Source organism: Pseudomonas siliginis (assembly GCF_019145195.1).
GTDB lineage: Bacteria > Pseudomonadota > Gammaproteobacteria > Pseudomonadales > Pseudomonadaceae > Aquipseudomonas > Aquipseudomonas siliginis.
Map to the genome: position 1 here is coordinate 1 of NZ_JAHSTW010000029.1, position 1,162 is coordinate 1,162.

Here is a 1,162-nt window from a genome sequence, read left to right on the forward strand (position 1 = left end):
GAAGTATCCGGTACTTCGGGTTCCGATGACTGGCGTGCTCCAGTCGTTTAATTACGGCTGACCGTTACACGCATCGGCCAGCTCTGCTGGTCGATGTTGTTTACGCCCCTCCAGAATTTCGCGTACGTTGAGCCGCTTTTTTGCGGCCGTCGACGAGCGCCGCTGTACAGCACGAGGAACAAGGGATGTTCGCGCCGGCCAATGAAACCCACTTTGCCCTGACCATCGAAGGGCTTTCCGCCGATTTTCAGGTATTCACCCTGACCGGCCAGGAAGCCATCAGCCAGCCTTTTGTCTTTGAGGTGGAGCTGGTCAGTGAGCAGCCGTCGCTGGACCTCGAAACCCTGCTGCACAAACCGGCCTTCCTGCAGCTGTCGCCTGACGGCAGCGGCATCCATGGCCAGATCTACCGCGCCGCGCAAGGTGACTCGGGCAAGCGCCTGACCCGTTATTCGGTGACGCTGCGTCCGCAACTGGCGTATCTGGCGCACCGCATCAACCAGCGCATCTTCCAGAACCTCAGCGTGCCGAAAATCATCGGCATGGTGCTGGAAGAGCACGGCATCCAAGGCAACGCCTACGAATTCAAGACCGGTTCGATCTATCCCGAACGCATCTACTGCGTGCAATACGACGAGTCTGATCTGCACTTCATCCAGCGCCTGTGCGAGGAAGAAGGCATTCACTTCCACTTCCAGCACAGCGCCAACGCGCACAAGCTCGTTTTCGGCGATGACCAGACGGTGTTCCCGAAACTGGCACCTGTGCCCTATCAGCAAGACTCCGGCATGGTCGCCAGCAACCCGGTGATCAAGCGCTTCGACCTGCGCCTGGAAACCCGCACCAGCCGCACCACCCGCCGCGACTACGACTTCGAAAAACCGCGCCTGACCCTGGAAAGCGAAAACCGTGGCGACGCCCTGCCCGACCTCGAAGACTACGATTACCCGGGCCGCTTCATCGACCGCGAGCGCGGCAAGCACTTGGCCAAACGCGCCCTCGAACGCCACCGCAGCGACTTCCAATTGGCCGAAGGCAAGAGTGATCAGCCACTGCTGGTCAGCGGCCATTTCCTCGCCCTGACCGAACACCCGAAAGCCAAATGGAACGACCTGTGGCTGCTCACTGAAGTCCTGCACGAAGGCAAGCAGCCGCAAGTGCT

Annotated in this window: 1 protein-coding gene; it reads left to right on the forward strand. The window is 60.2% G+C overall.

Features of this window, described 5'->3' with window-relative positions; all coding sequences use genetic code 11:
• Positions 1-185 precede the first annotated feature (185 nt).
• On the forward strand, positions 186-1,162 hold a 977-nt coding region (tssI, locus tag KVG87_RS25700), incomplete at its 3' end, for a type VI secretion system tip protein TssI/VgrG (RefSeq protein WP_217853235.1).